The sequence below is a fragment of the Escherichia sp. WS2035 genome (assembly GCF_046487065.1).
Lineage (GTDB): Bacteria > Pseudomonadota > Gammaproteobacteria > Enterobacterales > Enterobacteriaceae > Escherichia > Escherichia coli.
This window is the reverse complement of sequence record NZ_JBJQKD010000010.1, coordinates 108,557-131,247: the sequence shown is the minus strand read 5'-3', so window position 1 is coordinate 131,247 and position 22,691 is coordinate 108,557. Positions and strand designations below refer to the sequence as shown.

25 protein-coding genes are annotated in these 22,691 nt (G+C 52.9%); 19 read left to right on the top strand and 6 right to left on the bottom strand.

All coding sequences use genetic code 11. From position 1 onward, the window contains the following. Window positions 1-42: 42 nt before the first annotated feature. On the bottom strand, window positions 43-669 hold the full coding sequence (locus ACJHX4_RS17355) for a lysoplasmalogenase (RefSeq protein ID WP_000964718.1): 627 nt from the start codon (window positions 667-669) through the stop codon (window positions 43-45). A 140-nt stretch (window positions 670-809) separates the two neighbouring features. Between ACJHX4_RS17355 and ACJHX4_RS17350 the strand changes: the two genes are divergently transcribed. Next, on the top strand, window positions 810-1,169 hold the full coding sequence (locus ACJHX4_RS17350; protein ID WP_000042886.1) for a DUF2500 domain-containing protein: 360 nt from the start codon (window positions 810-812) through the stop codon (window positions 1,167-1,169). A gap of 2 nt (window positions 1,170-1,171) precedes the next feature. On the opposite strand, the gene ACJHX4_RS17345 is transcribed toward ACJHX4_RS17350, so the two are convergent. Together ACJHX4_RS17345 and rsmD are read right to left on the bottom strand one after the other, a co-directional pair. After that, on the bottom strand, window positions 1,172-1,441 hold the full coding sequence (locus tag ACJHX4_RS17345; protein WP_001295207.1) for a DUF1145 family protein: 270 nt from the start codon (window positions 1,439-1,441) through the stop codon (window positions 1,172-1,174). After that, window positions 1,431-2,027 carry a 16S rRNA (guanine(966)-N(2))-methyltransferase gene (rsmD, locus tag ACJHX4_RS17340; RefSeq protein WP_000743189.1) on the bottom strand — a complete coding sequence of 199 codons (597 nt, stop codon included), beginning with the start codon at window positions 2,025-2,027 and terminating at the stop codon, window positions 1,431-1,433. The genes ACJHX4_RS17345 and rsmD overlap by 11 nt, the downstream gene beginning before the upstream one ends. Before the next feature lie 149 nt (window positions 2,028-2,176). Here rsmD and ftsY point away from each other — a divergent pair, with 149 nt between their 5' ends. The 7 genes from ftsY (at window position 2,177) to ataT (ending at window position 8,817) form a co-directional block, all read left to right on the top strand. Continuing rightward, the gene (gene ftsY / locus ACJHX4_RS17335; RefSeq protein ID WP_001040681.1) at window positions 2,177-3,673 is read left to right on the top strand and encodes a signal recognition particle-docking protein FtsY; all 1,497 of its coding nucleotides are present in this window, start codon (window positions 2,177-2,179) and stop codon (window positions 3,671-3,673) included. 2 nt (window positions 3,674-3,675) lie between these two features. After that, entirely contained in the window at window positions 3,676-4,344 is a 669-nt protein-coding gene (gene ftsE / locus ACJHX4_RS17330) for a cell division ATP-binding protein FtsE (protein WP_000617723.1), read from the top strand. Further along, on the top strand, window positions 4,337-5,395 hold the full coding sequence (gene ftsX / locus ACJHX4_RS17325) for a permease-like cell division protein FtsX (protein ID WP_001042003.1): 1,059 nt from the start codon (window positions 4,337-4,339) through the stop codon (window positions 5,393-5,395). The genes ftsE and ftsX overlap by 8 nt, the downstream gene beginning before the upstream one ends. Window positions 5,396-5,639: 244 nt before the next feature. Beyond that, window positions 5,640-6,494 carry an RNA polymerase sigma factor RpoH gene (gene rpoH / locus ACJHX4_RS17320; RefSeq protein ID WP_000130217.1) on the top strand — a complete coding sequence of 285 codons (855 nt, stop codon included), beginning with the start codon at window positions 5,640-5,642 and terminating at the stop codon, window positions 6,492-6,494. Between the two features lie 270 nt (window positions 6,495-6,764). After that, window positions 6,765-7,868: a branched chain amino acid ABC transporter substrate-binding protein LivJ gene (gene livJ, locus ACJHX4_RS17315; protein ID WP_001021994.1), complete on the top strand. Its 1,104-nt coding sequence runs from the start codon at window positions 6,765-6,767 to the stop codon at window positions 7,866-7,868. A gap of 148 nt (window positions 7,869-8,016) precedes the next feature. Further along, window positions 8,017-8,283 carry a type II toxin-antitoxin system antitoxin AtaR gene (ataR, locus tag ACJHX4_RS17310; protein ID WP_001277107.1) on the top strand — a complete coding sequence of 89 codons (267 nt, stop codon included), beginning with the start codon at window positions 8,017-8,019 and terminating at the stop codon, window positions 8,281-8,283. Between the two features lie 6 nt (window positions 8,284-8,289). Beyond that, window positions 8,290-8,817 carry a type II toxin-antitoxin system toxin acetyltransferase AtaT gene (gene ataT, locus ACJHX4_RS17305; RefSeq protein ID WP_000342452.1) on the top strand — a complete coding sequence of 176 codons (528 nt, stop codon included), beginning with the start codon at window positions 8,290-8,292 and terminating at the stop codon, window positions 8,815-8,817. Here ataT and panM read toward each other — a convergent pair. Next, window positions 8,814-9,197 carry an aspartate 1-decarboxylase autocleavage activator PanM gene (gene panM / locus ACJHX4_RS17300; RefSeq protein WP_000778796.1) on the bottom strand — a complete coding sequence of 128 codons (384 nt, stop codon included), beginning with the start codon at window positions 9,195-9,197 and terminating at the stop codon, window positions 8,814-8,816. The two genes, ataT and panM, sit on opposite strands and share 4 nt — an antisense overlap. Window positions 9,198-9,619: 422 nt before the next feature. On the opposite strand from panM, the gene livK reads away from it, so the two are divergent. The 10 genes from livK to ugpQ all read left to right on the top strand — a co-directional run bounded on the left by livK (window position 9,620) and on the right by ugpQ (window position 19,808). Then, the gene (livK, locus tag ACJHX4_RS17295) at window positions 9,620-10,729 is read left to right on the top strand and encodes a high-affinity branched-chain amino acid ABC transporter substrate-binding protein LivK (RefSeq protein WP_001296485.1); all 1,110 of its coding nucleotides are present in this window, start codon (window positions 9,620-9,622) and stop codon (window positions 10,727-10,729) included. A 47-nt stretch (window positions 10,730-10,776) separates the two neighbouring features. Beyond that, the gene (gene livH / locus ACJHX4_RS17290; RefSeq protein WP_001295097.1) at window positions 10,777-11,703 is read left to right on the top strand and encodes a high-affinity branched-chain amino acid ABC transporter permease LivH; all 927 of its coding nucleotides are present in this window, start codon (window positions 10,777-10,779) and stop codon (window positions 11,701-11,703) included. Next, on the top strand, window positions 11,700-12,977 hold the full coding sequence (livM, locus tag ACJHX4_RS17285; RefSeq protein ID WP_000803819.1) for a branched chain amino acid ABC transporter permease LivM: 1,278 nt from the start codon (window positions 11,700-11,702) through the stop codon (window positions 12,975-12,977). Before livH ends, livM begins: the two co-directional genes overlap by 4 nt. Beyond that, window positions 12,974-13,741: a high-affinity branched-chain amino acid ABC transporter ATP-binding protein LivG gene (livG, locus tag ACJHX4_RS17280; RefSeq protein ID WP_000082101.1), complete on the top strand. Its 768-nt coding sequence runs from the start codon at window positions 12,974-12,976 to the stop codon at window positions 13,739-13,741. Before livM ends, livG begins: the two co-directional genes overlap by 4 nt. Window position 13,742: 1 nt before the next feature. After that, window positions 13,743-14,456, top strand: coding sequence for a high-affinity branched-chain amino acid ABC transporter ATP-binding protein LivF (gene livF, locus ACJHX4_RS17275; protein WP_000416895.1), 714 nt, complete (start codon window positions 13,743-13,745; stop codon window positions 14,454-14,456). 396 nt (window positions 14,457-14,852) lie between these two features. Next, window positions 14,853-16,169 carry a sn-glycerol-3-phosphate ABC transporter substrate-binding protein UgpB gene (ugpB, locus tag ACJHX4_RS17270; RefSeq protein ID WP_000803587.1) on the top strand — a complete coding sequence of 439 codons (1,317 nt, stop codon included), beginning with the start codon at window positions 14,853-14,855 and terminating at the stop codon, window positions 16,167-16,169. A 97-nt stretch (window positions 16,170-16,266) separates the two neighbouring features. Then, on the top strand, window positions 16,267-17,154 hold the full coding sequence (gene ugpA, locus ACJHX4_RS17265) for a sn-glycerol-3-phosphate ABC transporter permease UgpA (RefSeq protein ID WP_001141184.1): 888 nt from the start codon (window positions 16,267-16,269) through the stop codon (window positions 17,152-17,154). Continuing rightward, window positions 17,151-17,996: a sn-glycerol-3-phosphate ABC transporter permease UgpE gene (ugpE, locus tag ACJHX4_RS17260; RefSeq protein ID WP_000572183.1), complete on the top strand. Its 846-nt coding sequence runs from the start codon at window positions 17,151-17,153 to the stop codon at window positions 17,994-17,996. The genes ugpA and ugpE overlap by 4 nt, the downstream gene beginning before the upstream one ends. 1 nt (window position 17,997) lies before the next feature. Beyond that, on the top strand, window positions 17,998-19,068 hold the full coding sequence (gene ugpC / locus ACJHX4_RS17255; protein ID WP_000907823.1) for a sn-glycerol 3-phosphate ABC transporter ATP binding protein UgpC: 1,071 nt from the start codon (window positions 17,998-18,000) through the stop codon (window positions 19,066-19,068). Beyond that, window positions 19,065-19,808, top strand: a complete 744-nt coding sequence (gene ugpQ / locus ACJHX4_RS17250; RefSeq protein ID WP_000073605.1) for a glycerophosphodiester phosphodiesterase — start codon at window positions 19,065-19,067, stop codon at window positions 19,806-19,808. Before ugpC ends, ugpQ begins: the two co-directional genes overlap by 4 nt. Here the strand turns inward: ugpQ and ACJHX4_RS17245 are convergent. Further along, entirely contained in the window at window positions 19,795-20,235 is a 441-nt protein-coding gene (locus tag ACJHX4_RS17245) for a DUF2756 family protein (RefSeq protein ID WP_000826133.1), read from the bottom strand. The two genes, ugpQ and ACJHX4_RS17245, sit on opposite strands and share 14 nt — an antisense overlap. A gap of 119 nt (window positions 20,236-20,354) precedes the next feature. Here ACJHX4_RS17245 and ggt point away from each other — a divergent pair, with 119 nt between their 5' ends. Continuing rightward, window positions 20,355-22,088 carry a gamma-glutamyltransferase gene (gene ggt / locus ACJHX4_RS17240; protein ID WP_000595142.1) on the top strand — a complete coding sequence of 578 codons (1,734 nt, stop codon included), beginning with the start codon at window positions 20,355-20,357 and terminating at the stop codon, window positions 22,086-22,088. Between the two features lie 60 nt (window positions 22,089-22,148). Here the strand turns inward: ggt and yhhY are convergent, their stop codons facing one another. After that, complete coding sequence (yhhY, locus tag ACJHX4_RS17235) at window positions 22,149-22,637, bottom strand: N-acetyltransferase (RefSeq protein WP_001296483.1); 489 nt, start codon at window positions 22,635-22,637, stop codon at window positions 22,149-22,151. Window positions 22,638-22,691: the final 54 nt, after the last annotated feature.

Sequence of the window (22,691 nt, the reverse complement as noted above, 5' to 3'; positions counted from 1 at the left end):
CCGAAGGATACACTCTGGAGTCGACTCCAGAGTCAAGTTTTATCAGAGATACAGCGAGCGGACGATGAGGAAGTGACCAGCAAAGTAGCAGGCCGCAGCAATCGCGTTATCCGCACGGAAGCGTCGGCGATAGTGACTACCCAGCCAGACAAAGTTACTGATAAACAGCAACGAAGCGCCAACAAACGCAGAGAGCGCCGGAGCGGTCGGACGGAAGAACCACAGTTCACCTGCCAGCCACACCATCACCAGCGTCATGCCGATAAACGTGCAGATAGGCCAACGGTACTCTTCCAGGCGCGTCCAGATAATCGCCAGTAACAGCGCGCCCAGAACCAGCAGCACCAGTGGCAGAGGCCAGAAGAAAGAGAGCGTCATCTGACTGGCGAAATAGATGGTGTACAGCAGGTGCGAGAGGAAAAACGCGCCGATGGCGTACATCAGACGTTGACGTGGCAACAGGGTTAGCGCATCGCCCAGCAGTGAGGCACACAGCCCCGCCAGCACCAGATAGCTAATGGCGTCGAACATCGGCGCTTGCCAGGCCAGCAACAGCAGGAGAAGAAGGGTTAACGGTTTAAACACCCAGCGTTGCCAGGTTGGCCCACGATACGATGCATCCACAGATAGCCATGCGGAAAGACAGACAGCGATAAACGACCAAAGCATCTTAGTTCCTTGAATTCGTTATTTTTTCGTAAGCGGAATGCCTACGGTCTTGCTTCCAGTTTAGTGGCGAGGGTGGACGGATGACAACACCATAACTGGCAGGGTATGCTTATTTCCGCATTTTCCGATGAGGGATAAAGATGAGTAAACCACCTCTTTTCTTTATTGTTATCATTGGCTTAATCATCGTCGCCGCATCGTTTCGTTTTATGCAACAACGACGGGAAAAAGCTGATAATGATATGGCACCGCTCCAGCAAAAGCTGGTGGTGGTGAGCAACAAGCGGGAAAAACCGATTAACGATCGCCGTTCGCGCCAGCAGGAAGTGACGCCGGCAGGCACCAGTATGCGCTATGAGGCAAGCTTCAAACCGCAAAGCGGAGGAATGGAGCAGACGTTTCGCCTCGACGCCCAGCAGTACCACGCCCTGACAGTGGGCGATAAAGGTACGCTGAGCTATAAAGGAACGCGCTTTGTCAGCTTTGTAGGCGAACAATAAGGTTATTTTTTAACTTTAAATTTCTTCTGCCAGACCAGCAGTTCAAACACGCCGAAAAGGAAAATCCGCACCTTTTCGGCGGTGGTCATCTGCGGGCCATCTTTCGGTAAAGTGGATTTCAATAGCGCCAGCTGCATACCATGCATCAGCACGGTAAAAATCAGCGCCACGTTAACGAAAATATTCAGCGGGCGTGGGAAGGGATGCACCAGGTTGAGGATTAAAAATCCCCAAACACAGAGCATTAACAAACGACCAATATTAATCAGCATCACTTTCTCCTTGTGCTTCGCGTTGATACAGCCGATAAGCCACCTGACCCGCCACTTTTTCCCGATGTAATGACCAGTTTGCCGGAACAGTGGGCAGACCCTTTTCGACTTCGCTTTCGACATAAATCAGGGCTTCGTCAGCCAGCCAGCCGTTATCTTCCAGTAAATTTATCGTCTCTTCTAACAAGCCACGGCGGAACGGTGGATCGACAAACACGATATTATGCGGTGTGCCTTTTTGCGCCAGGAATGACATCGCGTTGCTGTTCACCACGCGTGCATTGCCTGCTTTTAGTGTCGCCAGATTCTTAATTAACTGCTGAGAAACCGCACGATCCATCTCAATCAACGTGGCCCCCGCAGCGTAGCGCGATAACGCTTCCAGCCCCAGCGCGCCGCTCCCGGCGAAGCAATCCAGACATTGGGCGTCAACAATGACCGGAGCCAGCCAGTTAAACAACGTTTCGCGTACGCGGTCGGTGGTGGGGCGCAGACCTGGACTATCAGGAACCGGGAGTTTACGGCCTCGCCACTGCCCGCCAATAATGCGGATTTGGCCGCTGCCGGAATGATTCGGTTTTTTCATGATAAATTGCTCAATCCGCCAGATAACACATACTTGCAGGCGGTGATGTGAATTAAGTTAAGTGATAGACTATTTCATCATTTTTTTAGCTGCTATGTACATAGCGTTAACGCTGTGCCATGAAGCAACAGCGAGGAGTGTAGTCGCAAATGGCGAAAGAAAAAAAACGTGGCTTTTTTTCCTGGCTGGGCTTTGGTCAAAAAGAGCAGACCCCGGAAAAAGAGACAGAAGTTCAGAATGAACAACCAGTTGTAGAAGAAATCGTTCAGGAGCAAGAGCCTGTGAAGGCTTCTGAACAAGCCGTTGAAGAGCAGCCGCAGGCGCATACTGAAGCCGAGGCGGAAACTTTTGCTGCCGACGTTGTGGAAGTTACTGAACAGGTTGCTGAAAGTGAAAAAGCGCAGCCTGAAGCGGAAGTCGTTGCACAGCCGGAACCGGTCGTAGAAGAAACGCCGGAGCCAGTGGCTATCGAACGTGAAGAACTGCCGTTGCCGGAAGACGTCAACGCCGAAGCGGTTTCGCCAGAAGAGTGGCAGGCCGAAGCGGAAACCGTAGAGATTGTCGAAGCGGCGGAAGAAGAAGCGGCTAAAGAAGAAATCACCGACGAAGAGCCGGAGGCACAGGCGCTGGCTGCCGAAGTGGCAGAAGAGGCGGTAATGGTGGTTTCTCCGGCAGAAGAAGATCAGCCGGTGGAAGAAATCGCTCAGGAGCAGGAAAAACCGACCAAAGAAGGTTTCTTCGCGCGCCTGAAACGCAGCCTGTTAAAAACCAAAGAAAATCTCGGTTCCGGATTTATCAGCCTGTTCCGCGGTAAAAAAATCGACGATGATCTGTTTGAAGAGCTGGAAGAACAGCTGTTGATCGCCGATGTGGGCGTGGAAACCACTCGTAAAATTATCACCAATCTGACAGAAGGCGCATCCCGCAAGCAGCTTCGTGATGCCGAGGCGCTCTATGGCCTGCTGAAAGAAGAGATGGGCGAGATTCTGGCGAAAGTCGATGAGCCGCTGAATGTTGAAGGTAAAACGCCGTTCGTGATCCTGATGGTGGGCGTCAACGGTGTGGGTAAAACCACGACGATTGGTAAGCTGGCGCGTCAGTTTGAGCAGCAGGGTAAATCGGTGATGCTGGCGGCAGGCGATACTTTCCGTGCGGCAGCGGTTGAACAGCTTCAGGTCTGGGGTCTGCGCAACAATATTCCGGTGATTGCCCAGCATACCGGTGCGGATTCCGCTTCTGTTATCTTCGATGCCATTCAGGCCGCTAAAGCGCGTAACATCGACGTCCTGATTGCCGATACCGCCGGACGCCTGCAAAACAAATCGCACCTGATGGAAGAGTTGAAGAAAATCGTCCGCGTGATGAAGAAACTCGACGTTGAAGCTCCGCATGAAGTTATGCTGACCATCGATGCCAGCACCGGGCAGAATGCGGTAAGCCAGGCCAAACTGTTCCACGAAGCCGTTGGCTTAACCGGCATCACGCTAACGAAACTGGACGGCACGGCGAAAGGCGGGGTAATTTTCTCGGTGGCTGACCAGTTTGGTATCCCTATCCGCTACATTGGTGTCGGCGAACGTATTGAGGATTTGCGTCCGTTTAAGGCGGACGACTTTATAGAGGCACTTTTTGCCCGAGAGGATTAACAATGATTCGCTTTGAACATGTCAGCAAGGCTTATCTCGGTGGGAGACAGGCGCTGCAGGGCGTTACGTTCCATATGCAGCCGGGTGAGATGGCGTTTCTGACCGGTCATTCCGGCGCAGGGAAAAGTACCCTCCTGAAGCTGATCTGTGGGATTGAGCGGCCCAGCGCCGGGAAAATCTGGTTTAGCGGCCATGACATCACGCGTCTGAAAAACCGTGAAGTTCCGTTTCTGCGCCGCCAGATTGGCATGATTTTCCAGGATCACCATCTACTGATGGACCGTACTGTCTATGATAACGTGGCGATCCCGCTGATTATCGCCGGTGCCAGCGGTGATGACATTCGTCGCCGGGTGTCGGCGGCGCTGGATAAAGTCGGGCTACTGGACAAAGCGAAGAACTTCCCTATTCAGCTTTCCGGCGGTGAACAACAGCGTGTTGGCATTGCCCGCGCGGTGGTGAACAAGCCCGCGGTACTGCTGGCGGACGAACCGACTGGTAACCTGGACGACGCGCTGTCGGAAGGCATTTTACGTCTGTTTGAAGAGTTTAACCGCGTTGGAGTAACCGTATTGATGGCAACGCACGACATCAACCTGATTTCGCGACGTTCCTATCGCATGCTCACCCTGAGCGATGGTCACTTGCATGGAGGCGTGGGCCATGAATAAGCGCGATGCAATCAATCACATTCGGCAGTTTGGCGGGCGTCTGGATCGCTTCCGTAAATCGGTCGGCGGCTCTGGCGACGGCGGTCGTAACGCGCCGAAACGCGCGAAATCCTCGCCAAAACCGGTAAATCGCAAAACCAACGTTTTCAACGAACAGGTACGCTATGCCTTCCACGGCGCATTGCAGGATCTGAAAAGCAAACCGTTCGCCACGTTTTTAACGGTGATGGTTATCGCCATCTCCCTGACGCTGCCCAGCGTCTGTTATATGGTGTACAAAAACGTTAACCAGGCGGCGACGCAATATTATCCGTCACCGCAAATCACTGTTTATCTGCAAAAAACGCTGGATGATGACGCCGCTGCGGGCGTGGTGGCACAGTTGCAGGCCGAGCAAGGCGTGGAGAAAGTGAATTATCTTTCTCGTGAAGACGCACTGGGCGAGTTCCGTAACTGGTCTGGTTTTGGTGGTGCGCTGGATATGCTGGAAGAAAACCCGCTTCCGGCAGTGGCGGTGGTGATCCCGAAACTCGATTTTCAGGGGACGGAGTCACTGAATACGCTGCGTGATCGTATCACGCAGATTAACGGCATTGACGAAGTGCGGATGGATGACAGCTGGTTTGCCCGCCTGGCGGCGTTGACCGGGCTGGTCGGGCGCGTTTCGGCAATGATCGGCGTATTGATGGTGGCGGCAGTATTCCTCGTCATCGGTAACAGTGTGCGCCTGAGTATCTTTGCTCGCCGTGATTCTATTAACGTGCAGAAACTGATTGGTGCGACGGATGGTTTCATCCTGCGTCCGTTCCTGTACGGTGGCGCATTGCTGGGATTTTCTGGCGCATTGTTGTCACTAATTTTGTCAGAAATTCTGGTGCTGCGTTTGTCATCGGCGGTTGCGGAAGTGGCACAGGTTTTCGGAACGAAGTTTGATATCAATGGCTTATCGTTCGATGAATGCCTGCTATTGCTGCTGGTATGCTCGATGATTGGCTGGGTGGCAGCGTGGCTTGCCACGGTACAACATTTACGCCACTTTACGCCTGAATAATAAAAGCGTGTTATACTCTTTCCCTGCAATGGATTCCGTAGCAGGGAAAGAGACCCCGTTGTCTCTTCCCGGTATTTTATCTCTATGTCACATTTTGTGCGTAATTTATTCACAAACTTGCATTGAACTTGTGGATAAAATCACGGTCTGATAAAACAGTGAATGATAACCTCGTTGCTCTTAAGCTCTGGCACAGTTGTTGCTACCACTGAAGCGCCAGAAGATATCGATTGAGAGGATTTGAATGACTGACAAAATGCAAAGTTTAGCTTTAGCCCCAGTTGGCAACCTGGATTCCTACATCCGGGCAGCTAACGCGTGGCCGATGTTGTCGGCTGACGAGGAGCGGGCGCTGGCTGAAAAGCTGCATTACCATGGCGATCTGGAAGCAGCTAAAACGCTGATCCTGTCTCACCTGCGGTTTGTTGTTCATATTGCTCGTAATTATGCGGGCTATGGCCTGCCACAGGCGGATTTGATTCAGGAAGGTAACATCGGCCTGATGAAAGCAGTGCGCCGTTTTAACCCGGAAGTGGGTGTGCGCCTGGTCTCCTTCGCCGTTCACTGGATCAAAGCAGAGATCCACGAATACGTTCTGCGTAACTGGCGTATCGTCAAAGTTGCGACCACCAAAGCGCAACGCAAACTGTTCTTCAACCTGCGTAAAACCAAGCAGCGTCTGGGCTGGTTTAACCAGGATGAAGTCGAGATGGTGGCCCGTGAACTGGGCGTAACCAGCAAAGACGTACGTGAGATGGAATCACGTATGGCGGCACAGGACATGACCTTTGACCTGTCTTCCGACGACGATTCCGACAGCCAGCCGATGGCTCCGGTGCTCTATCTGCAGGATAAATCATCTAACTTTGCCGACGGCATCGAAGATGATAACTGGGAAGAGCAGGCGGCAAACCGTCTGACCGACGCGATGCAAGGTCTGGACGAGCGTAGCCAGGATATCATCCGCGCGCGCTGGCTGGACGAAGACAACAAGTCCACGTTGCAGGAACTGGCTGACCGTTACGGTGTTTCCGCTGAGCGTGTGCGTCAGCTGGAAAAGAACGCGATGAAAAAATTGCGCGCTGCTATTGAAGCGTAATTTCCGCTATTAAGCAGAGAACCCTGGATGAGAGTCCGGGGTTTTTGTTTTTTGGGCCTCTACAATAATCAATTCCCCCTCCGGCAAAACGCCAATCCCCACGCAGATTGTTAATAAACTGTCAAAATAGCTATTCCAATATCATAAAAATGGGGTATGTTTTAGCAGAGTATGCTGCTAAAGCACGGGTAGCTACGTATAAAACGAAATAAAGTGCTGCACAACAACATCACAACACACGTAATAACCAGAAGAGTGGGGATTCTCAGGATGAACATAAAGGGTAAAGCGTTACTGGCAGGATGTATCGCGCTGGCATTCAGCAATATGGCTCTGGCAGAAGATATTAAAGTCGCCGTCGTAGGCGCAATGTCCGGTCCGGTGGCGCAGTACGGTGACCAGGAGTTTACTGGCGCAGAGCAGGCGGTTGCGGATATCAATGCTAAAGGGGGTATCAAAGGCAACAAACTGCAAATCGTAAAATATGACGATGCCTGTGACCCGAAACAGGCGGTTGCGGTGGCGAACAAAGTCGTTAACGACGGCATTAAATACGTGATTGGTCACCTCTGCTCTTCATCAACGCAGCCAGCGTCTGACATCTACGAAGACGAAGGCATTTTAATGATCACCCCAGCGGCAACCGCACCAGAGCTGACCGCCCGTGGCTATCAGCTGATCCTGCGCACCACCGGCCTGGACTCCGACCAGGGGCCGACGGCGGCGAAATATATTCTTGAGAAAGTGAAACCGCAACGCATTGCTATCGTTCACGACAAACAGCAGTACGGCGAAGGTCTGGCGCGTGCAGTGCAGGACGGCCTGAAGAAAGGCAATGCTAACGTGGTGTTCTTTGATGGCATCACCGCCGGGGAAAAAGATTTCTCTACCCTGGTGGCGCGTTTGAAGAAAGAGAATATCGATTTCGTTTACTACGGCGGTTATCACCCGGAAATGGGGCAAATCCTGCGTCAGGCACGCGCGGCAGGGCTGAAAACTCAGTTTATGGGGCCAGAAGGCGTGGCTAACGTCTCGCTGTCTAACATTGCGGGCGAATCAGCGGAAGGGCTGCTGGTGACCAAGCCGAAGAACTACGATCAGGTTCCGGCGAACAAACCGATTGTTGACGCGATCAAAGCGAAAAAACAGGACCCAAGCGGCGCGTTCGTCTGGACCACCTACGCCGCGCTGCAATCTTTGCAAGCGGGGCTGAATCAGTCTGACGATCCGGCGGAGATCGCTAAATACCTGAAAGCGAACTCGGTTGATACGGTGATGGGGCCGCTTAGCTGGGATGAGAAAGGCGATCTGAAAGGCTTTGAGTTCGGTGTGTTTGACTGGCACGCCAACGGCACGGCGACTGATGCGAAGTAACAGATAGATAAATGAAAATACCCGATGCGCTGAACTGCCATCGGGTTTTTTTATATTTATCGAAATGGTTGTAGAAAGATTGAACAATTCAGGATATGCTTATGTACGGTGATATGCCGTACATATTATACGGAGCAGGAGAGTTCACATGTCTGCTGTTAAAAAGCAGCGTATTGATCTGCGTTTAACTGACGATGACAAAAGTATGATTGAGGAAGCGGCAGCGATATCTAATCAGTCCGTCAGCCAATTTATGTTGAACAGCGCTTCGCAGCGAGCTGCGGAAGTGATTGAACAGCATCGGCGGATGATTCTCACTGAGGAATCCTGGACGCGGGTGATGGATGCGCTGAGTAATCCACCGTCACCAGGTGAAAAGCTAAAACGTGCGGCAAAACGTCTTCAGGGAATGTAATACTTTATGGATGATCTGACGATAGAGATTCTGACCGATGATGCAGATTATGATCTACAGCGATTCGACTGCGGCGAGGAAGCATTAAATCTCTTTCTGACGACACATCTGGTTCGTCAACATCGCAATAAAATTCTGCGAGCGTATATCCTGTGTCGCAACACTCCAGAACGTCAGGTGCTGGGATATTACACATTATCCGGCAGTTGTTTTGAACGAGCCGCACTGCCCTCGAAATCGAAACAGAAAAAAATTCCCTACAAAAATATTCCCAGCGTAACTCTTGGGCGTCTGGCAATTGATCGTTCATTACAGGGGCAGGGATGGGGAGCAACACTGGTTGCTCATGCCATGAAAGTTGTCTGGTCAGCCTCTTTAGCGGTAGGTATTCACGGTCTTTTTGTCGAGGCGCTGAATGAAAAAGCCCATACGTTTTATCAGTCGCTGGGCTTTATCCCATTGGTCGGAGAAAACGAAAATGCGTTATTTTTCCCGACCAAATCTATAGAGCTACTTTTTACACCAGACGATTAACGCTTCTCCCAGCCACCCTGTTGTGCCGTAAATCCCAGTGCTCGCATAAACGCCGTCATCACGCCGCGATCTTCCACGCCAGCATCCGCCATCCACCAACATGAAACGCCAGGATTGTTACGCAAAACCTCTTCCAGCAGATATTGCCCCACACCGCGACGTCGGGTTACTTCCCGCACGCGTAGAGAATCCAGTGCCCCCTCGGTGCCGCTTAAGGTTACCCGCACGGCAGCGAGCAGGCGCTCGTTAAAACGCGCGGCGTAGATGCGGTGGTTATCGTCAACCTGTAAAGAGGAAGGGGAATACTCCGGCCAGATCTTTTGCAGGTCAATCCGGTCCTGGTCGCTAAAGTTTTCTAATCGAATGATGGTCAGCTTCATGGGGAACCCGTGTAAATCACAAAAGTGGAACCAGTGTAGCGAAATAATTTAATCGGAGGCTTTCTCTTTTTTATTTCTTTTGGCAGGTGATTAATTTTTTTTCAGCAATAATTACAAAGTTAAAACATTAGAGAATGAAAAATATCCAGCATAATCCCCTAAATGGTAGTGAATTATTCTGCCCTTTGTACCGTTATTTTATGCTGACAACGGCGCTTTTTTCTGTTTATCTATCAATAAATTCAGAATATTATCTGTTCTTAATCGACTGAAAAATAGGGATTTTAATCGCTATCATCACAAAATACTGCGCTAAACCCTTAATCAGACAGGTAAAAACAGTGCAGTATAAAAAAGAACAGTCTGATTTGTTAACACATAAGAACAAAGCAACACAACATCACGAATGGGGATTTTTGACTATGAAACGGAATGCGAAAACTATCATCGCAGGGATGATTGCACTGGCAATTTCACACACCGCTATGGCTGACGATATTAAAGTCGCCGTTGTCGGCGCGATGTCCGGCCCGATTGCCCAGTGGGGCGATATGGAATTTAACGGCGCGCGTCAGGCAATTAAAGACATTAATGCCAAAGGGGGAATTAAGGGCGATAAACTGGTTGGCGTGGAATATGACGACGCCTGCGACCCGAAACAAGCCGTTGCGGTCGCCAACAAAATCGTTAACGACGGCATTAAATACGTTATTGGGCACTTGTGTTCCTCCTCTACCCAACCTGCATCAGATATCTATGAAGACGAAGGTATTCTGATGATCTCGCCGGGAGCGACCAATCCGGAGCTGACCCAACGCGGTTATCAATACATCATGCGTACTGCCGGGCTGGACTCTTCCCAGGGGCCAACGGCGGCAAAATACATTCTTGAGACGGTGAAGCCCCAGCGCATCGCCATCATTCACGACAAACAACAGTATGGCGAAGGGCTGGCACGTTCGGTGCAGGACGGGCTGAAAGCGGCTAACGCCAACGTCGTCTTCTTCGACGGCATTACCGCTGGAGAGAAAGATTTCTCCGCGCTGATCGCCCGCCTGAAAAAAGAAAACATCGACTTCGTTTACTACGGCGGTTACTACCCGGAAATGGGGCAGATGCTGCGCCAGGCCCGTTCCGTTGGCCTGAAAACCCAGTTTATGGGGCCGGAAGGTGTCGGTAATGCGTCACTGTCGAACATTGCCGGTGATGCCGCTGAAGGCATGTTGGTCACCATGCCAAAACGCTATGACCAGGATCCGACAAACCAGGGCATCGTTGATGCGCTGAAAGCCGACAAGAAAGATCCGTCCGGGCCCTATGTCTGGATCACCTACGCGGCGGTGCAATCTCTGGCAACTGCCCTTGAACGTACCGGCAGCGATGAGCCGCTGGCGCTGGTGAAAGATTTAAAAGCTAACGGTGCAAACACCGTAATTGGGCCGCTGAACTGGGATGAAAAAGGCGATCTTAAGGGATTCGATTTTGGTGTCTTCCAGTGGCACGCCGACGGTTCATCCACGGCAGCCAAGTGATCATCCCACCGTCCGTGAAAAACGGGCGGGTTTAGAAAGGTTACCTTATGTCTGAGCAGTTTTTGTATTTCTTGCAGCAGATGTTTAACGGCGTCACGCTGGGCAGTACCTACGCGCTGATAGCCATCGGCTACACCATGGTTTACGGCATTATCGGCATGATCAACTTCGCCCACGGCGAGGTTTACATGATTGGCAGCTACGTCTCCTTTATGATCATCGCCGCACTGATGATGCTGGGCATTGATACCGGCTGGCTGCTGGTGGCGGCGGGATTCGTCGGCGCAATCGTCATTGCCAGCGCCTACGGCTGGAGTATCGAACGGGTAGCCTATCGCCCGGTGCGCAACTCTAAGCGCCTGATTGCACTCATCTCGGCAATCGGCATGTCTATCTTCCTGCAAAACTACGTCAGCCTGACCGAAGGTTCGCGCGATGTGGCGCTGCCCAGCCTGTTTAACGGTCAGTGGGTGGTGGGCCATAGCGAAAACTTCTCTGCGTCTATTACCACCATGCAGGCGGTGATATGGATTGTTACTTTCCTCGCCATGCTGGCGCTGACGATTTTCATTCGCTATTCCCGTATGGGGCGCGCCTGCCGTGCCTGCGCGGAAGATCTGAAAATGGCGAGCCTGCTTGGCATCAACACCGACCGGGTGATTGCGCTGACCTTTGTGATTGGCGCGGCGATGGCGGCAGTGGCGGGCGTGCTGCTCGGTCAGTTCTACGGCGTAATTAACCCCTACATCGGCTTTATGGCCGGGATGAAAGCCTTTACCGCTGCGGTGCTCGGTGGGATTGGCAGCATTCCGGGGGCGATGATTGGCGGGCTGATCCTGGGGATTGCGGAGGCGCTCTCTTCTGCCTATCTGAGTACGGAATATAAAGATGTGGTCTCATTCGCCCTGCTGATCCTGGTGCTGCTGGTGATGCCGACCGGTATTCTGGGTCGCCCGGAGGTAGAGAAAGTATGAAACCGATGCATATTGCAATGGCGCTGCTCTCTGCCGCTATGTTCTTTGTGCTGGCGGGCGTCTTTATGGGCGTGCAACTGGAGCTGGATGGCACCAAACTGGTGGTCGACACGGCTTCAGAGATCCGTTGGCAGTGGGTGTTTATCGGCACGGCGGTGGTCTTTTTCTTCCAGCTTGTGCGGCCTGCTTTCCAGAAAGGGCTAAAAAGCGTTTCCGGGCCGAAGTTTATTCTGCCCGCGATTGATGGCTCCACGGTGAAGCAGAAACTGTTCCTCGTGGCGCTGCTGGTGCTTGCAGTGGCGTGGCCGTTTATGGTGTCGCGTGGGACGGTGGATATCGCCACTCTGACCATGATCTACATTATTCTCGGTCTCGGGCTGAACGTGGTTGTTGGTCTTTCTGGTCTGCTGGTGCTGGGATACGGCGGCTTTTACGCCATCGGCGCTTACACTTTTGCGCTGCTCAATCACTATTACGGCCTGGGCTTCTGGACCTGTCTGCCGATTGCCGGGTTAATGGCGGCGGCGGCGGGCTTCCTGCTCGGTTTTCCGGTGCTGCGTCTGCGCGGTGACTATCTGGCGATCGTTACCCTCGGGTTCGGCGAAATTGTGCGCATATTGCTGCTCAATAACACCGAAATTACCGGCGGACCGAACGGTATCAGTCAGATTCCGAAACCGACGCTCTTCGGACTCGAGTTCAGCCGTACCGCCCGCGAAGGCGGCTGGGACACGTTCAGCAATTTCTTTGGCCTGAAATACGATCCCTCCGATCGCGTCATCTTCCTCTACCTGGTGGCGTTGCTGCTAGTGGTGTTAAGCCTGTTTGTCATTAACCGCCTGCTGCGGATGCCGCTGGGGCGTGCGTGGGAAGCGTTGCGTGAAGATGAAATCGCTTGTCGTTCGCTGGGCTTAAGCCCGCGTCGTATCAAGCTGACTGCCTTTACCATCAGCGCTGCGTTTGCCGGTTTTGCCGGAACGTTGTTTGCTGCGCGCCAGGGCTTTGTCAGCCCTGAATCCTTCACTTTTGCCGAATCGGCGTTTGTGCTGGCGATAGTGGTGCTCGGCGGTATGGGCTCGCAATTTGCAGTGATTCTTGCGGCTGTTTTGCTGGTGGTATCGCGCGAGTTGATGCGTGATTTCAACGAATACAGCATGTTAATGCTCGGTGGTTTGATGGTGCTGATGATGATCTGGCGTCCGCAGGGCTTGCTGCCCATGACGCGCCCGCAACTCAAGCTGAAAAACGGCGCAGCAAAAGGAGAGCAGGCATGAGTCAGCCATTATTATCTGTTAACGGCCTGATGATGCGCTTCGGCGGCCTGCTGGCGGTGAACAACGTCAATCTTGAACTGTACCCGCAGGAGATCGTCTCGTTAATCGGCCCTAACGGTGCCGGAAAAACCACGGTCTTCAACTGCCTGACCGGATTCTATAAACCCACCGGCGGCACCATTTTACTGCGCGATCAGCACCTGGAAGGTTTACCGGGGCAGCAAATTGCCCGCATGGGCGTGGTGCGCACCTTCCAGCATGTACGTCTGTTCCGTGAAATGACGGTGATTGAAAACCTGCTGGTGGCACAGCATCAGCAACTGAAAACTGGGCTGTTCTCCGGCCTGTTGAAAACCCCCTCTTTCCGTCGCGCCCAGAGCGAAGCGCTCGACCGCGCCGCCACCTGGCTTGAGCGCATTGGTTTGCTGGAACATGCCAACCGTCAGGCGAGTAACCTGGCCTATGGTGACCAGCGCCGTCTGGAGATTGCCCGCTGTATGGTGACGCAGCCGGAGATTTTAATGCTCGACGAACCGGCAGCAGGTCTTAACCCGAAAGAGACGAAAGAGCTGGATGAGCTGATTGCCGAACTGCGTAACCATCACAACACCACTATCTTGTTGATTGAACACGATATGAAGCTGGTGATGGGGATTTCAGACAGAATTTACGTGGTCAATCAGGGGACGCCGCTGGCAAACGGTACACCGGAGCAGATCCGTAATAACCCAGATGTGATCCGTGCCTATTTAGGTGAGGCATAAGATGGAAAAAGTCATGTTGTCCTTTGACAAAGTCAGCGCCCACTACGGCAAAATCCAGGCGCTGCATGAGGTGAGCCTGCATATCAATCAGGGCGAGATTGTCACCCTCATTGGCGCGAACGGGGCGGGGAAAACCACCTTGCTCGGCACGTTATGCGGCGATCCGCGCGCCACCAGCGGGCGAATTGTGTTTGATGATAAAGACATTACCGACTGGCAGACGGCGAAAATCATGCGCGAAGCGGTAGCGATTGTCCCGGAAGGGCGTCGCGTCTTCTCGCGGATGACGGTGGAAGAGAACCTGGCGATGGGCGGCTTTTTTGCCGAACGCGACCAGTTCCAGGAGCGCATAAAGTGGGTCTATGAACTGTTTCCGCGTCTGCATGAGCGCCGTGTTCAGCGAGCGGGCACTATGTCTGGCGGTGAACAGCAGATGCTGGCGATTGGTCGCGCTTTGATGAGTAACCCGCGTTTGCTACTGCTTGATGAGCCATCGCTCGGGCTGGCACCGATTATCATCCAGCAAATTTTCGACACCATCGAACAACTGCGCGAGCAGGGGATGACCATCTTCCTCGTCGAGCAGAACGCCAACCAGGCGCTAAAGCTGGCTGATCGCGGCTACGTGCTGGAAAACGGTCATGTAGTGCTCTCCGATACCGGCGACGCGCTGCTGGCGAATGAAGCAGTGAGAAGTGCATATTTAGGCGGGTAATAACACGTTGATTGATAAGGAGTCAAAAGACTCCTTTGAGACAGGTGACAAATGTAAAATTGCCTGATGCGCTGCGCTTATCAGGCCTACTGGGTGAGTTGCAATATATTGAATTTGCACGATCTTGTAGGCCGGATAAGGCGTTTACGCCGCATCCGGCATGAAACGATGAGTAATCTGTAGAGTTTGATTCAGACCTTCTATTTTTCCGCTTATCCGTGCCCCATCTCCCATTTTCCCTCGCCCGCGCCGTCACCGCCTTGTCATCTTTCTGACACCTTACTATCTTAAAAATGTAACAAAATAGTTATTTTTCTGTAATTCGAGCATGTCATGTTACTCCGCGAGCATAAAACGCGTGAATTCGCGCATTCGGTACAACAAGAGAGATAATCAATGAAACCGTTACGTTATACAGCTTCAGCACTGGCGCTCGGACTGGCTTTAATGGCAAATGCGCAGGCAGTGACGACCATTCCGTTCTGGCATTCTATGGAAGGGGAACTGGGTAAAGAGGTGGATTCTCTGGCCCAACGTTTTAACGCCGAAAACCCGGATTACAAAATTGTACCGACCTATAAAGGCAATTACGAACAGAATTTAAGCGCGGGGATTGCCGCATTTCGTACCGGCAACGCTCCGGCTATTTTGCAGGTTTATGAAGTTGGCACCGCCACCATGATGGCGTCGAAAGCCATTAAACCGGTGTATGACGTATTTAAAGAGGCAAGGATTCAATTCGATGAGTCGCAGTTTGTGCCGACGGTTTCCGGTTACTACTCCGACAGCAAAACTGGGCACTTACTTTCCCAGCCGTTCAACAGTTCGACCCCCGTTCTCTATTACAACAAAGACGCCTTCAAGAAAGCAGGATTAGACCCGGAACAGCCGCCAAAAACCTGGCAGGATCTGGCGGACTATGCCGCAAAACTAAAAGCCTCCGGCATGAAGTGCGGCTACGCCAGCGGCTGGCAGGGCTGGATCCAACTGGAAAACTTTAGCGCCTGGAACGGTCTGCCGTTTGCCAGCAAAAACAACGGCTTTGACGGCACAGACGCGGTGCTTGAGTTCAACAAGCCGGAGCAGGTGAAACACATCGCCATGCTCGAAGAGATGAACAAGAAGGGCGATTTCAGCTACGTTGGGCGTAAGGATGAATCCACCGAGAAGTTCTATAACGGTGATTGCGCGATGACGACCGCCTCTTCCGGTTCTCTTGCCAACATTCGCGAGTACGCCAAATTTAACTATGGCGTAGGCATGATGCCTTACGACGCCGATGCGAAAGACGCGCCGCAAAACGCCATTATCGGCGGGGCCAGCCTGTGGGTGATGCAGGGTAAAGATAAAGAAACTTACACCGGCGTGGCGAAGTTCCTCGACTTCCTCGCAAAACCAGAAAACGCTGCCGAGTGGCATCAGAAAACCGGTTATCTACCAATCACTAAAGCGGCGTATGACCTGACCCGTGAGCAGGGCTTTTACGAGAAAAACCCAGGAGCGGATATTGCCACGCGTCAGATGCTGAACAAGCCACCGTTGCCGTTCACCAAAGGTTTGCGTCTGGGCAACATGCCGCAGATCCGCGTGATTGTGGATGAAGAGCTGGAGAGCGTGTGGACCGGTAAGAAGACACCACAGCAGGCGCTGGATACTGCCGTTGAGCGTGGGAACCAGTTACTGCGCCGCTTTGAGAAATCGACGAAGTCTTAATCAGTGTAATGTCGGATGCGTTTCGCTTATCTGACCTGGCATCGCGTGTAGGCCGGATAAGCGAAGCGCATCCGGCACAGTTCAGGAATTAACAGTAATGCCATCATCCCGTCCGGTGTTCCGCTCGCGCTGGCTACCTTATTTGCTGGTCGCGCCGCAGCTCATCATCACCGTTATCTTTTTTATCTGGCCTGCGGGCGAAGCGTTGTGGTACTCGCTACAAAGCGTCGATCCGTTTGGTTTCTCCAGCCAGTTTGTCGGCCTGGATAATTTCGTCACGCTGTTTCACGACAGCTACTATCTCGACGCCTTCTGGACGACGATAAAATTCAGCACCTTTGTCACCGTCAGCGGTTTGCTGGTATCGCTGTTCTTCGCAGCGCTGGTGGAGTACATCGTGCGCGGCAGTCGTTTCTATCAAACCTTGATGTTGCTACCGTATGCCGTGGCTCCCGCCGTTGCCGCCGTATTGTGGATCTTTCTGTTTAACCCCGGTCGCGGGCTGATCACCCATTTTCTCGCTGAGTTCGGCTACGACTGGAACCACGCGCAAAACAGCGGTCAGGCGATGTTCCTGGTGGTGTTTGCCTCAGTGTGGAAGCAAATCAGCTACAACTTTCTGTTCTTCTATGCCGCGCTGCAATCCATCCCCCGTTCGTTGATCGAAGCCGCAGCCATTGATGGGGCTGGCCCGATTCGCCGCTTCTTTAAGATTGCGCTGCCGCTTATCGCTCCGGTGAGTTTCTTCCTGCTGGTGGTGAACCTGGTGTATGCCTTCTTCGACACCTTCCCGGTGATCGACGCCGCCACGTCCGGCGGGCCAGTACAGGCCACCACGACGCTGATTTATAAGATCTACCGTGAAGGCTTTACCGGACTGGATTTGGCTTCGTCTGCCGCGCAGTCGGTGGTGTTGATGTTCCTCGTCATCGTGCTGACGGTGGTGCAGTTCCGCTATGTTGAAAGCAAGGTACGTTACCAATGATTGAGAACCGTCCGTGGCTGACAATATTCAGCCATACCATGCTGATCCTCGGGATCGCGGTGATCCTCTTCCCGCTGTACGTGGCGTTTGTCGCGGCGACGCTGGATAAACAAGAAGTCTACGCCGCGCCGATGACGCTTATTCCCGGCACACATCTGCTGGAAAACATCCACAACATCTGGGTAAACGGGGTAGGCACGAATAGCGCGCCGTTCTGGCGGATGTTGCTTAACAGCTTTGTGATGGCGTTCAGCATTACGCTCGGCAAAATTACCGTCTCGATGCTCTCGGCATTTGCCATTGTCTGGTTTCGTTTTCCGCTACGTAACCTCTTCTTCTGGATGATTTTTATCACCCTGATGCTGCCGGTTGAAGTGCGTATCTTCCCGACGGTGGAAGTCATCGCCAACCTGAAAATGCTCGACAGCTACGCAGGTTTAACGCTGCCGCTGATGGCCTCGGCGACCGCCACGTTTCTGTTTCGCCAGTTCTTTATGACCCTACCGGATGAACTGGTGGAAGCCGCGCGGATCGACGGCGCGTCGCCAATGCGTTTCTTTTGCGACATCGTTTTTCCGCTGTCCAAAACCAATCTGGCGGCGCTGTTTGTGATCACCTTTATTTACGGCTGGAACCAGTATTTGTGGCCGTTGTTGATTATTACCGACGTTGATCTCGGCACCACCGTGGCAGGGATTAAAGGGATGATCGCCACAGGCGAAGGCACAACGGAATGGAACTCGGTGATGGCGGCGATGTTGTTAACCCTGATCCCACCAGTAGTGATTGTTTTAGTGATGCAGCGTGCCTTCGTGCGCGGCCTGGTCGATAGTGAGAAATAAGATGGCAGGACTGAAATTACAGGCAGTAACCAAAAGCTGGGATGGCAAAACCCAGGTCATTAAACCGCTGACCCTTGATGTGGCGGATGGCGAATTTATCGTGATGGTCGGGCCGTCTGGCTGCGGGAAATCGACGTTATTGCGAATGGTGGCCGGACTGGAGCGGGTAACGACGGGCGATATCTGGATCGACCGCAAGCGTGTCACCGAAATGGAGCCGAAAGATCGCGGGATTGCGATGGTGTTCCAGAACTACGCGCTCTATCCGCATATGAGCGTAGAGGAGAACATGGCGTGGGGGCTGAAAATTCGCGGCATGGGCAAGCAACAAATTGCCGAACGTGTTAAAGAAGCGGCGCGCATTCTGGAGCTGGACGGCCTGCTTAAGCGCCGCCCGCGTGAGCTATCTGGCGGTCAGCGTCAGCGTGTGGCGATGGGGCGTGCGATTGTGCGTGAGCCGGCAGTGTTCCTATTTGATGAGCCGCTCTCTAACCTCGATGCCAAGTTGCGTGTGCAGATGCGTCTTGAACTGCAACAGCTGCACCGTCGCCTGAAAACGACTTCACTCTACGTTACCCACGATCAGGTTGAGGCGATGACGCTCGCCCAGCGAGTAATGGTGATGAACGGCGGCGTTGCCGAACAGATTGGCACGCCAGTTGAAGTGTACGAAAAGCCCGCCAGCCTGTTTGTGGCGAGTTTTATCGGCAGCCCGGCGATGAACCTACTGGCTGGCCGTGTGAATAACGAAGGTACGCATTTCGAACTGGATGGCGGTATTGCGCTGCCGCTAAACGGTGGCTACCGTCAGTATGTCGGGCGTAAAATGACCCTCGGCATTCGCCCGGAACATATAGCGCTAAGCTCGCAGGCAGAAGGTGGTGTGCCGCTGGTGATGGACACGCTGGAGATCCTCGGCGCAGATAACCTGGCGCACGGACATTGGGGCGAACAGAAGCTGGTGGTGCGACTGGCACATCAGGAGCGCCCGACGGCAGGCAGCACGCTGTGGCTGCATCTGCCGGAAAATCAGCTACATCTTTTTGATGGTGAAACAGGACAACGAGTATGAGTAACTGGCCTTATCCCCGCATCGTCGCCCATCGTGGCGGCGGTAAACTGGCCCCGGAGAACACCCTGGCAGCAATCGACGTCGGGGCAAAATACGGTCATAAGATGATCGAATTTGACGCGAAGTTATCGAAAGATGGCGAGATCTTCCTGCTCCATGACGACAATCTTGAACGCACCAGCAACGGCTGGGGCGTCGCGGGTGAACTGAACTGGCAGGATTTACTGCGCGTGGATGCAGGCAGTTGGTACAGCAAAGCGTTTAAAGGTGAGCCACTGCCGTTGCTTTCGCAGGTGGCGGAACGCTGTCGCAAACACGGGATGATGGCGAATATCGAAATCAAACCCACCACTGACACTGGACCATTAACGGGCAAAATGGTGGCGTTGGCGGCACGCGAACTGTGGACCGGTATGACGCCGCCGCTGCTGTCATCGTTTGAGATTGATGCTTTAGAAGCCGCTCAACAGGCAGCACCGGAACTGCCGCGTGGTTTATTGCTTGATGAATGGCGCGACGACTGGCGAGAATTGACCGCGCGGCTGGGCTGCGTCTCTATTCATCTCAATTATAAGTTGCTCGATAAAGCGCGAGTGATGCAGTTGAAAGATGCAGGACTGCGAATTCTGGTTTATACCGTCAATAAACCCCAGCGCGCGGCAGAGTTGCTGCGCTGGGGCGTGGATTGCATCTGTACCGATGCGATTGACGTGATTGGTCCGAACTTTACGGCCCAATAGTTTTCAACGGAATGTCAGGCTGCGGCGTGCTGGGCTGATTCAGCATGTCGCCGTTTCTCCTCTCCGGCAGCATATGCTGCTGATTCAACGAACTATCCGGATTACGGTTGCTGTTTAACATCCCGCCGTTGGTGTTGGGCAGCATTTGCTGCCGGGCGGGATTTCGCTCCCCCGGTTGTGACTGCAACACCCGCTGAGAATTATTGTTTATCTGGTTTTCTAAATGCTGTTGTTGCAGCTGCGTTTGCGTTTTCAGTTGCTGGTTCAGCATCCCTTTTTGCTGAATTTGCTGCGTCTGCATTTGAGTTTGCATCCGCTGCTGGCTGGGGATCTGATATCCCGGCTGGTTAGGGTTGTTCAGAGTATTAATGGGCTGTGCAAAGCCGACAAACGGCAGGAGTGCCGTCAAAAGCAGAAGTCGTTTCATCGCGTATCCTCCTCTGAAGATATTCTTTAAGTTTACTCGCTTCCCGGCAAAACGATGATTAATTCAGAGTTATATACCAGGCTTAGCTGGGGTTGCCCCTTAATCTCTGGAGAATAACGATGATAAAACCGACGTTTTTACGCCGGGTGGCCATTGCTGCTCTGCTCACAGGAAGTTGTTTTAGTACGGTAGCCGCGCCTCCTGTTTCTTATGGTGTGGAGGAAGATGTCTTCCATCCGGTACGCGCGAAACAAGGGATGGTGGCGTCTGTAGATGTTACTGCCACTCAGGTGGGAGTGGATATCCTCAAGGAGGGCGGGAATGCCGTTGATGCTGCCGTGGCGGTGGGCTACGCGCTGGCGGTAACGCATCCTCAGGCAGGGAATCTGGGCGGCGGTGGTTTTATGCTGATCCGCTCGAAAAATGGCAATACCACGGCTATCGATTTCCGCGAAATGGCACCCGCCAAAGCGACCCGCGATATGTTCCTCGATGATCAGGGCAACACGGACAGCAAAAAATCACTCACTTCGCATCTGGCTTCCGGCACACCCGGTACGGTAGCGGGTTTCTCGTTGGCGCTGGATAAATACGGCACCATGCCGTTGAATAAAGTGGTGCAACCGGCGTTTAAACTGGCACGCGATGGTTTTATCGTTAACGACGCGCTGGCTGACGATCTCAAAACCTACGGCAGTGAAGTGCTGCCGAACCACGAAAACAGCAAAGCTATCTTCTGGAAAGAGGGCGAACCGCTGAAAAAGGGCGACAAGCTGGTGCAGGCGAACCTGGCAAAGAGCCTGGAGATGATTGCCGAAAACGGCCCGGATGAATTCTACAAAGGCACGATAGCGGAACAGATTGCCCAGGAGATGCAGAAAAACGGTGGCTTGATCAGCAAAGAAGATTTAGCGGCATATAAAGCGGTCGAACGCACACCGATAAGCGGCGATTATCGCGGGTATCAGGTTTACTCCATGCCACCGCCATCTTCCGGCGGTATTCATATCGTACAAATCCTCAATATTCTGGAAAACTTCGATATGCAGAAGTACGGCTTTGGCAGCGCCGACGCGATGCAAATCATGGCAGAAGCTGAGAAATACGCCTACGCCGACCGCTCGGAATATCTTGGCGACCCGGATTTTGTCAAAGTACCGTGGCAGGCGCTGACCAATAAAGCCTATGCCAAATCTATTGCCGATCAAATCGATATCAATAAAGCGAAGCCATCCAGCGAAATTCGTCCTGGCAAGCTTGCGCCTTATGAGAGTAATCAAACTACCCATTACTCAGTAGTGGATAAAGACGGTAACGCCGTGGCGGTGACCTATACACTGAACACCACCTTCGGTACGGGCATTGTCGCGGGCGAGAGCGGTATTTTGCTCAATAACCAGATGGATGATTTCTCCGCCAAACCAAGCGTACCGAACGTTTACGGGCTGGTGGGCGGCGATGCCAACGCCGTCGGGCCGAATAAACGCCCGCTGTCGTCGATGTCACCAACCATTGTGGTCAAGGATGGTAAAACCTGGCTGGTCACCGGAAGCCCAGGCGGTAGCCGGATTATCACCACTGTGCTGCAAATGGTGGTGAATAGCATCGATTATGGAATGAACGTCGCCGAAGCGACCAATGCGCCGCGTTTCCACCATCAGTGGTTGCCGGACGAGCTGCGTGTCGAAAAAGGGTTTAGCCCGGATACGATCAAGCTGCTGGAAGCAAAAGGTCAGAAAGTGGCGCTGAAAGAGGCGATGGGCAGTACACAAAGCATTATGGTTGGGCCGGACGGTGAGCTGTACGGTGCATCCGACCCGCGCTCGGTGGATGATTTAACGGCGGGGTATTAATATCTTAAGCCCTCTCCCGGTAGGTGAGGGCTTAAATGACAAACGTAGATTGCAAATTCTCTATTTCACACGCGCCATATAATACGCATCGACATATTCACCGTTTCGTAATGCGTACTTCTTGCCAGTCCCTTCAATCTCAAAGCCAAATTTTTTATAGACCTTAATTGCTGGCGCGTTATCGACGAACACCGTTAGCTCGATACGATCTACCCGCAACCAGTTGTCGCACATTTCAATCATCTCTCGCATCAGGGCGCTGGCGACGCCGCGGTTCTTCCAACGGGAGTCGACACAGATACCAAAATCGGCAACATGACTGCGGCGTGGGCGTTGTTGCACGTCAATGGTGAGATGGCCTACGACGATTCCATCAATACAGGCGACTAACTGCTTGATGCCAGGGCGAGCGGTGAGTCGTTCCAGCCACATTTGTTCTGAAGGATGAGGCACCTGTAGCGTGTTGTAATACACCTCCGGCTGGGCGTGAATCTGCCTGATGGCCTCGTAATCGCGTGTTTCTGCGTGGCGTATTACTATCTCACTCATTCCTTTGTCCTCTTTGGGGTAAATGTCCCTTTCAACATCATTGACTTTCAAATG

Bases quoted from the DNA above. Each gene is read 5' to 3' on its own strand.
- ACJHX4_RS17355 (WP_000964718.1), bottom strand. From the start codon at position 669: ATGCTTTGGTCGTTTATCGCTGTCTGTCTTTCCGCATGGCTATCTGTG.
- ACJHX4_RS17350 (WP_000042886.1), top strand. From the start codon at position 810: ATGAGTAAACCACCTCTTTTCTTTATTGTTATCATTGGCTTAATCATC.
- ACJHX4_RS17345 (WP_001295207.1), bottom strand. From the start codon at position 1,441: ATGCTGATTAATATTGGTCGTTTGTTAATGCTCTGTGTTTGGGGATTT.
- rsmD (WP_000743189.1), bottom strand. From the start codon at position 2,027: ATGAAAAAACCGAATCATTCCGGCAGCGGCCAAATCCGCATTATTGGC.
- ftsY (WP_001040681.1), top strand. From the start codon at position 2,177: ATGGCGAAAGAAAAAAAACGTGGCTTTTTTTCCTGGCTGGGCTTTGGT.
- ftsE (WP_000617723.1), top strand. From the start codon at position 3,676: ATGATTCGCTTTGAACATGTCAGCAAGGCTTATCTCGGTGGGAGACAG.
- ftsX (WP_001042003.1), top strand. From the start codon at position 4,337: ATGAATAAGCGCGATGCAATCAATCACATTCGGCAGTTTGGCGGGCGT.
- rpoH (WP_000130217.1), top strand. From the start codon at position 5,640: ATGACTGACAAAATGCAAAGTTTAGCTTTAGCCCCAGTTGGCAACCTG.
- livJ (WP_001021994.1), top strand. From the start codon at position 6,765: ATGAACATAAAGGGTAAAGCGTTACTGGCAGGATGTATCGCGCTGGCA.
- ataR (WP_001277107.1), top strand. From the start codon at position 8,017: ATGTCTGCTGTTAAAAAGCAGCGTATTGATCTGCGTTTAACTGACGAT.
- ataT (WP_000342452.1), top strand. From the start codon at position 8,290: ATGGATGATCTGACGATAGAGATTCTGACCGATGATGCAGATTATGAT.
- panM (WP_000778796.1), bottom strand. From the start codon at position 9,197: ATGAAGCTGACCATCATTCGATTAGAAAACTTTAGCGACCAGGACCGG.
- livK (WP_001296485.1), top strand. From the start codon at position 9,620: ATGAAACGGAATGCGAAAACTATCATCGCAGGGATGATTGCACTGGCA.
- livH (WP_001295097.1), top strand. From the start codon at position 10,777: ATGTCTGAGCAGTTTTTGTATTTCTTGCAGCAGATGTTTAACGGCGTC.
- livM (WP_000803819.1), top strand. From the start codon at position 11,700: ATGAAACCGATGCATATTGCAATGGCGCTGCTCTCTGCCGCTATGTTC.
- livG (WP_000082101.1), top strand. From the start codon at position 12,974: ATGAGTCAGCCATTATTATCTGTTAACGGCCTGATGATGCGCTTCGGC.
- livF (WP_000416895.1), top strand. From the start codon at position 13,743: ATGGAAAAAGTCATGTTGTCCTTTGACAAAGTCAGCGCCCACTACGGC.
- ugpB (WP_000803587.1), top strand. From the start codon at position 14,853: ATGAAACCGTTACGTTATACAGCTTCAGCACTGGCGCTCGGACTGGCT.
- ugpA (WP_001141184.1), top strand. From the start codon at position 16,267: ATGCCATCATCCCGTCCGGTGTTCCGCTCGCGCTGGCTACCTTATTTG.
- ugpE (WP_000572183.1), top strand. From the start codon at position 17,151: ATGATTGAGAACCGTCCGTGGCTGACAATATTCAGCCATACCATGCTG.
- ugpC (WP_000907823.1), top strand. From the start codon at position 17,998: ATGGCAGGACTGAAATTACAGGCAGTAACCAAAAGCTGGGATGGCAAA.
- ugpQ (WP_000073605.1), top strand. From the start codon at position 19,065: ATGAGTAACTGGCCTTATCCCCGCATCGTCGCCCATCGTGGCGGCGGT.
- ACJHX4_RS17245 (WP_000826133.1), bottom strand. From the start codon at position 20,235: ATGAAACGACTTCTGCTTTTGACGGCACTCCTGCCGTTTGTCGGCTTT.
- ggt (WP_000595142.1), top strand. From the start codon at position 20,355: ATGATAAAACCGACGTTTTTACGCCGGGTGGCCATTGCTGCTCTGCTC.
- yhhY (WP_001296483.1), bottom strand. From the start codon at position 22,637: ATGAGTGAGATAGTAATACGCCACGCAGAAACACGCGATTACGAGGCC.